Below are 6,808 nucleotides of genomic sequence, written 5' to 3'. Positions count from 1 at the left end.
AATGTCGGTGGCGGCGCGAATCCGCTGGCGCCGGTGCAGGGCGTGGTGAATCAAGTAACGGGCGCACTCGGCGGTGGCAACCCGGCCGGTGCGTTGACGGGGGCACTCGGTACGGTGACCGGTGCGCTGGGCAATGTCGGTGGTGGCGCGAATCCGCTGGCGCCGGTGCAGGGCGTGGTGAATCAAGTCACGGGCGCACTCGGTGGCGGCAATCCGGCAGGTGCGTTGACGGGGGCACTCGGTACGGTGACCGGCGCACTGGGCAACGTCGGTGGTGGCGCGAATCCGCTGGCGCCGGTTCAAGGCGTCGTCAATCAAGTGACGGGTGCGCTCGGTGGAGGCAACCCGGCTGGTGCGCTGACCGGCGCACTCGGCACGGTGACGGGCGCACTGGGCGGTATCGGCGGCGGGTCGTACCCGCTGGGGGCGGTTCAAGGCGTCGTCAATCAAGTCACGACTGCGCTCAATAACGGCAACCCGGCTAGCGCATTGAGGGGTGCGCTCGGTACCGTGGCGGGTGAGCTCGGTGCTGGCAATCCGGCCGGCACGGTAACCGGTGCAATCGGCAACGTGACGGGGGCGCTCGGCGCATTGGGCGCTATCGGCGGCGGCAATCCCGCGGGTGCGCTGACCGGCGCACTGAACACGGCGACCGGGACGCTAAGCAACGCACTCGGTACCGCAACGGGCGCGCTCGGCGGCGGCAACCCCGCAGGCGCACTGACCGGCGCACTCGGCACGGTCACGGGCGCACTGGGCGGCATCGGCGGCGGCTCGAACCCGCTGGCCCCGGTCCAAGGTGTCGTGAACCAGGTCACGGGTGCGCTCGGCAGCGGCAACCCGGCAGGCGCGCTGACCGGCGCACTCGGCACGGTCACGGGCGCACTGGGCGGCATCGGTGGCGGCGCGAACCCGCTGGCCCCGATCCAGAACGTCGTCGACCAGGTCACCGGTACGCTCGGCAGCGGCAACCCGGCCGGCACGCTGAGCAACGCGGTCAACACGATCACGGGCACGCTCGGCAACGTCGGCGGCGCGGGCAGCCCGCTGGCGCCGGTGCAAGGTGTCGTCACGCAGCTCGCGGGCACGCTCGGCGGCTCGGATCCGCTGGCGCCGGTGCAAGGCGCCGTGAACCAGGTCGTCGGCACGCTGTCCGGCGCCGGTGGCGGCAGCCCGATCGCGCCGATCACGAACCTCGTCAACGGCCTGCAGAACGCACTGCCGACGGGCGGCAACGCGGCTGGCGCGCTGACCGGTGCGCTCGGCTCGGTGACGGGCGCACTCGGCAGCCTTGGCAACCTCGGCGGCTCGAATCCGCTGGCGCCGGTGCAGGGTGTCGTGAACCAGGTCGTCGGCACGCTGGGCAACAGCAATGCGGTCGGCACGGCCACGAACGCACTGGGTAACGCGGTCGGCTCCGTCGTGGGCGCACTGGGCAACCTCGGCGGCACGAACCCGCTGGCGCCGGTGCAGGGCGTCGTGAACCAGGTGGTCGGTACGCTCGGCAACCTCGGCGGGTCGAACCCGCTGGCGCCGGTGCAAGGCGTCGTGAACCAGGTCGTCGGCACGTTGTCGGGCGCGGCGGGCAACAACCCGACCGCACCGATCACGAACCTCGTGAGCGGCCTGACGGGCGGCAGCAACGCGGCCGGCGCACTGACCGGTGCGCTCGGTTCGGTGACGGGCGCACTCGCGAACGGTCCGGTGGCCCTCGGGCAGGCGGCCGGCGCGCTGTCGGGCGCGGCCGGTTCGACGGCAGCGGCGGGCGGCAGCCTGCTCGGCTCGGGCGCGAACGCAGCCGGCGGCACGGCGGGTGCGGTTGGCTCGCTGCTGACGACAGGCGGCAACGCGACGGCGACTGTCGTCAACGCGGTCGGCACGACGGTGGGCACGGCGCTCGGCTCCGCGCCGGGCCTGTCGGTCACGCCGCATTCGGGCAACAGCGCGCCGGGCAACCCGCTCGCACCGGTGTCGTCGCTGCTCCAGTCGCTGACGGGCGCACTGCCGAAGTAAACGGCCGGACACGCTCGGCGGCGCGAGATCGGCCGCCGTGCGCAACGGGTCGCGCAACGCGGCATGACAGGGATGTCATGCCGCGTTGTCCTTTTTGGGGCGCGCTTTCTTTTGTCGCATGAATGGTCGCGGCATGAACGGCCGCGGCCGACGCGGAATATTCGGCCTCCTTCGTCCGTTTACATACCGAATCCCGGCAGCGCCGGCCGGCGGGATAATCGTCGTGACGAAGCCGATCGTCCCTGCCGGTGCCGCCGTGTCGCGATGTCGTGCCAAGGAGAAAGAACATGAAACGGATACTCGTTGCCGCCGCGCTGACGGCGGCTATCGTGCGGCCGGCCGCCGCGGAACCGCCCCGTGCCGGCGACGGCAAACTGGTCGACGAAGATCACATGACGCTCTACGTGTTCGATCGTGACGCGCCCGGCAAGAGCGCGTGCGACAGCGCGTGCGCGGCCAACTGGCCGCCCGCGCTCGCCGACGCGTACGACAAGGCCGCGGGTGCGCTGAGTCTCGTCGCGCGCGACGACGGCCGCAAGCAATGGGCGTATCGCGGGCGCCCGCTGTATCGCTGGAAGCAGGATCGCAAGCCCGGCGACGCGGGCGGCGACGGGATCGGCGGCATGTGGCACGTTGCGCGCCCGTGACCGCGTGGCGGTGCGCGAGGCATCCTGATGAGCTATGAATCGGATTTGCTGGTGTGGCTGCCGCATCTCACGCGCTATGCGCGTGCGCTGACGGGCGACCGCGCCTGGGCGGACGATCTCGTGCAGGACACGCTCGAGCGTGCACTGAACCGCCCGCCGCGCGATGGCGGCAACCTGCGCGCGTGGCTGCTGACGCTGCTGCGGCACCGCTTCATCGACCAGTTGCGCGCGCGGCACGAGATCGCGGTCGACGATGCGACGGCGCCGTGGCAGACGATGGCCGCGCCGGCCGGCGAGATCGGCGGGCTGGTGCTGCGCGACGTGCAGCGCGCGCTGTACCGGCTACCGGTCGAACAGCGCGAGGTGTTGCTGCTGGTCGCGCTCGAGGAGTTGAGTTATCGCGATGCCGCCCAGGTGCTCGGTGTCCCGGTGGGAACGGTGATGTCGCGCCTCGCACGGGCGCGCGGGCAGATGCGCGCGATGCTGTCGGACGAGCCGTCGGCGCACGGCACGGCCGCGTTACGGGTGATCGGGAAGACATGATGGACGAACCGCGCAAACCTTCGAACGACGAACGGGACGACGATGCGTCGGCGCAACTGCTGTCCGCGTTGCTGGACGGCGAGCTGTCCGGGCGCGAGCGAAACGAGATGCTCGAGCGGGTGCAGGCTGATCCGGAGGAGGCCGAACGATTCGCGCATTACCGGGCGCAGCGCGACGCACTGCAGGCGCTGTTTCCGCTGCCGGGTGCCGCGCCCGCGCTGTTCGTGCAGCGCCGCGCGCCGCGTCGACGCGGGATCGCCAATGCGCTCGCGGGGCTCGCGGCCGGGCTGCTGATCGGCATCGCGCTGCACGCGGGCTGGGTCGCGCTCGACGGCGAACCGGCGTTCGCCGCGCGCGCGGATGTCGCATACGCGACGTACGTCGCCGATCGCGAACATCCGGTCGAAGTCGGAGCGGGCGACCCGGAACGTCTCGCCGGGTGGCTGTCCGCGCGTCTCGGGCGGCCCGTGCGCGCGCCGTCGCTCGACGAATACGGCTACGCGCTGCTCGGCGGCCGGCTGCTCCCGGGCGACGCGGGGCCGGCCGCGCAACTCATGTACCAGCGCGCGGACGGCGAGCGCGTGACGCTTTACATGACGGCCTATGACGCACGGCGCGTCGCACCGCGGGCGATGTCGGCCGGCGACCGCTACACGTATTTCTGGTCGGATCGCGGGATGGGCTACGCATTGTCCGGCCGGGGCGATGAACGGCGCCTGCGCGAACTCGCGATCGAAGCGTGCGGTGAGCTCGGCGGCCAGACCGACGCGTGGAAGGGGTGACGCGCGCGGCGCCGGTACGGAGCAAGCGATGAAGATGACGATGACGAAGGGGCTCGTGCTGATCCCGTTGCTGGCGGCACTCGCCGCGGGCACGCCGCTTGCCCGGGCGGAGGGTGACGCGCCCATGCGCGTGCCCGTCGACGCCGACGGCGTGCAGCGGGTCGCGATCGTCGGCGGCAGTTATTTCTTCCGGCCGAACCACGTGATCGTGAGGGCGAACGTGCCGGTCGAGCTGACCGTGTCGGCCGAGCCCGGCCTGGTGCCGCACAGCTTCGAAATCGATGCGCCACAGGCCGGCATCGCGGTGCACACGGAACTCGGCACGATGCCGAAGACGTTTCGCTTCACGCCTGCGCAGCCGGGCCGGTTCGCCTACTATTGCACGCATCGGCTGCTGTTTTTCAGCAGCCATCGCGAGCGCGGGATGGAAGGCGTGCTCGATGTCGAGGCGGCGCCGTGATCGCCGCGTTGCTGGCCGCGAGCCTGATAGGAGCGAGCATGACCGCCGATCCCGTGACCGTCGCGCAGGCGCATTTCGACCACGTCCGCTCGTACCGCGCGACGATCCGCTCGTCCGCGCGTAGCGGCGAACACACGGAATTCCGCTACGCGTACCTGAAACCGGGCTTCGTCCGGATGGATTTCGTGTCGCCGCATCACGGCGCGGTGCTCGCGTACGATCCAGGCGACGGCAAGGTGCGGCTGCGCCCGTTCGGCGCGCATGCGCCGCCCGCGCTGACGCTGTCGCCGTCCAATCCGCTCGTGCGCGACCGCAGCGGCCACCGGGTCGACCGGTCCGACGTCGGCGAACTGTTGCGCAACGTTCATGCGCTGCAGGAGGGCGGCTCGACGGTGACCGAAGGCGAGGAGGCCGTCGGCGGCCGGACCGCGCTGCGCGTGTCGGTCACGGGCGCGCCCGCGCACGCGGTCGACGGCGTGCATCGCTACCGGCTCTGGCTGGATACCGAGGACGGTTTTCCGCTGAAGGTCGTCAGCTTCGCGGACGATGGCGACGTGCCGCTGGAGACCGTGACGCTCGACGACGTCGAGATCGACGTCGCGTTTCCCGAACGTTTCTTCGCGCCCTGAACGGTGCACTGACTCATGCCCCTGACGGGCATGCCGGAGGCCGCATGGCGGAATACCGGTTCTCGACGACCTGGCGCGTGGACGCGCCGCTCGCGGCGGTGTGGGACGCGATCTACCAGGTCGACCGCTGGCCCGACTGGTGGAAGGGCGCCGTGCGTACCGTCGAGATCGAACCGGGCGACGTGCGCGGCGTCGGCGCGCTGCACCGGTACACGTGGAAGGGCGCGCTGCCGTACCGGCTCACCTTCGACATGCGCGTGCGACGCGTCGAGCCGCGTCATGCGCTCGAAGGCCGCGCAAGCGGCGCGATCGAGGGCGACGGATGCTGGTCGTTCGCCGCCGACGGCGCGCGCACCATCGTGCGCTACGACTGGCACATCCGCACGCACGTGCGCTGGATGAACTGGCTGGAGCCGCTGGGTCGGCCGCTGTTCCGATGGAATCACGACGTCGTGATGCGCGAAGGCGCGAAGGGGCTCGCGCGGCTGCTGGGCGCGGCCGTCGAGACGGACGGCCGGATTTTCCGGCCGTTGCCGGATGCGGGTTGCGCCGATGCCTGAACGTGCGTGAACGCGTGTAAAAGCGCCAAACGCCAAACGCCAACCGCCAACCGCCAACCGCCAACCGCCAACCGCCAACCGCCAACCGCCGCGCCGCTCAGCGCGCGTACGCCATCACCGCGCCATCCACCACCAGGGCGACACGTTCGCCCACGGCCGGACACCGGTGTCCCGGCATGCGAGCGCGCACGAGCACGTCGGGATCGGCATCGAGGCGCACGACCACGTCGGCATCCTGGCCCGCGAACTGCGCGGCTTCGACGCGCGCCATGTGGCCGCGCGCGGCGTCGGCCTGCGTGACCGGCACGATGCCGATCTGCTCGGGACGCAGCATCGCGTCGGCCGGCCCGTCGGGCAGCGGCGCGACGAGCGGCAGTTCGCCGAGCGCGCAGGCGATGCGCATGCTGCGCACGCGGCCGGCGAGCAGCACGGCTTGCCCGACGAACGACGCGACGTCGCGCGTGACCGGCTGCCGGTACAGCGTCTGCGGCGCGGCGGTTTGTACGAGGCGGCCGTGCCACATCACCGCCACTTCGTCGCCGAGCGTCATCGCCTCGGGCTGGTCGTGCGTGACGAGCATCGATGTCGCACCCGCCGCGGCGAGCGCATCCGCGACCGCGCTGCGCGTTTCGTGGCGCAGCGACGTGTCGAGCGCGGAGAACGGTTCGTCGAGGATCACGAGCGACGGCTCCGGCGCGAGCGCGCGGGCGAGCGCGACGCGCTGCTGCTGGCCGCCCGACAGTTGCTGCGGCGCGCGGCTCGCATACGATGCGGGCAGCCCGACCATCTCGAGCAGTGCGTCGACGCGATGATGGCGCCGCCGCGCCGCGCGCGGCAGCCCGAACGCGATGTTGTCGGCCACCGACAGATGCGGAAACAGCGCGCCTTCCTGCGGCACGTAGCCGATCCGGCGTGCCTCGGGCGGCAGGTGCACGTCAGGCGCGGCCACGCGGCGCCCGTCGATTTCGACGGTGCCGCGCTCGGCGCGCTCGAAGCCGCACAGCACGCGCAGCAGGGTGGTCTTGCCGCTGCCGGACGGGCCGAGCAGCGCGAGGCGCGAACCGCGCCGCACCGTGAGATCGATGTCGTGCAGGACGGTATGCGATCCGAACGATTTGGACAGGCCGTGGATGCGTAGTTCGCTCATGGGCGGTTTCGGGGAAAGAGGGCGGCG

8 protein-coding genes are annotated in these 6,808 nt (G+C 71.5%); 7 read left to right on the top strand and 1 reads right to left on the bottom strand.

Annotated elements, in window-relative coordinates; all coding sequences use genetic code 11:
• The 7 genes from FOZ70_RS00605 to FOZ70_RS00575 form a co-directional block, all read left to right on the top strand.
• On the top strand, positions 1 to 2,013 hold a 2,013-nt coding region (locus FOZ70_RS00605), incomplete at its 5' end, for a hypothetical protein (protein WP_219704744.1).
• 287 nt (positions 2,014 to 2,300) lie between these two features.
• Complete coding sequence (locus FOZ70_RS00600; protein ID WP_021164149.1) at positions 2,301 to 2,660, top strand: hypothetical protein; 360 nt, start codon at positions 2,301 to 2,303, stop codon at positions 2,658 to 2,660.
• A gap of 27 nt (positions 2,661 to 2,687) precedes the next feature.
• Complete coding sequence (locus FOZ70_RS00595) at positions 2,688 to 3,203, top strand: sigma-70 family RNA polymerase sigma factor (protein WP_021164148.1); 516 nt, start codon at positions 2,688 to 2,690, stop codon at positions 3,201 to 3,203.
• Positions 3,200 to 3,985: an anti-sigma factor gene (locus tag FOZ70_RS00590; protein ID WP_219704743.1), complete on the top strand. Its 786-nt coding sequence runs from the start codon at positions 3,200 to 3,202 to the stop codon at positions 3,983 to 3,985. Before FOZ70_RS00595 ends, FOZ70_RS00590 begins: the two co-directional genes overlap by 4 nt.
• 40 nt (positions 3,986 to 4,025) lie before the next feature.
• Positions 4,026 to 4,445: a quinol oxidase gene (locus tag FOZ70_RS00585; protein WP_155714176.1), complete on the top strand. Its 420-nt coding sequence runs from the start codon at positions 4,026 to 4,028 to the stop codon at positions 4,443 to 4,445.
• A complete protein-coding gene (locus FOZ70_RS00580; RefSeq protein ID WP_027788221.1) occupies positions 4,442 to 5,074 on the top strand; it encodes a DUF1571 domain-containing protein in 633 nt (210 codons plus the stop codon). Before FOZ70_RS00585 ends, FOZ70_RS00580 begins: the two co-directional genes overlap by 4 nt.
• Before the next feature lie 44 nt (positions 5,075 to 5,118).
• The gene (locus FOZ70_RS00575; RefSeq protein ID WP_059590392.1) at positions 5,119 to 5,634 is read left to right on the top strand and encodes an SRPBCC family protein; all 516 of its coding nucleotides are present in this window, start codon (positions 5,119 to 5,121) and stop codon (positions 5,632 to 5,634) included.
• Positions 5,635 to 5,731: 97 nt separating this feature from the next.
• Here the strand turns inward: FOZ70_RS00575 and FOZ70_RS00570 are convergent, their stop codons facing one another.
• Positions 5,732 to 6,781: an ABC transporter ATP-binding protein gene (locus tag FOZ70_RS00570; RefSeq protein WP_219704742.1), complete on the bottom strand. Its 1,050-nt coding sequence runs from the start codon at positions 6,779 to 6,781 to the stop codon at positions 5,732 to 5,734.
• Between the last annotated feature and the right edge of the window lie 27 nt (positions 6,782 to 6,808).

It is taken from the genome of Burkholderia sp. COPS, assembly GCF_019425585.1.
In the GTDB taxonomy this organism is placed as follows: domain Bacteria; phylum Pseudomonadota; class Gammaproteobacteria; order Burkholderiales; family Burkholderiaceae; genus Burkholderia; species Burkholderia cepacia.
This window is presented reverse-complemented; position numbering and strand designations above follow the sequence as displayed.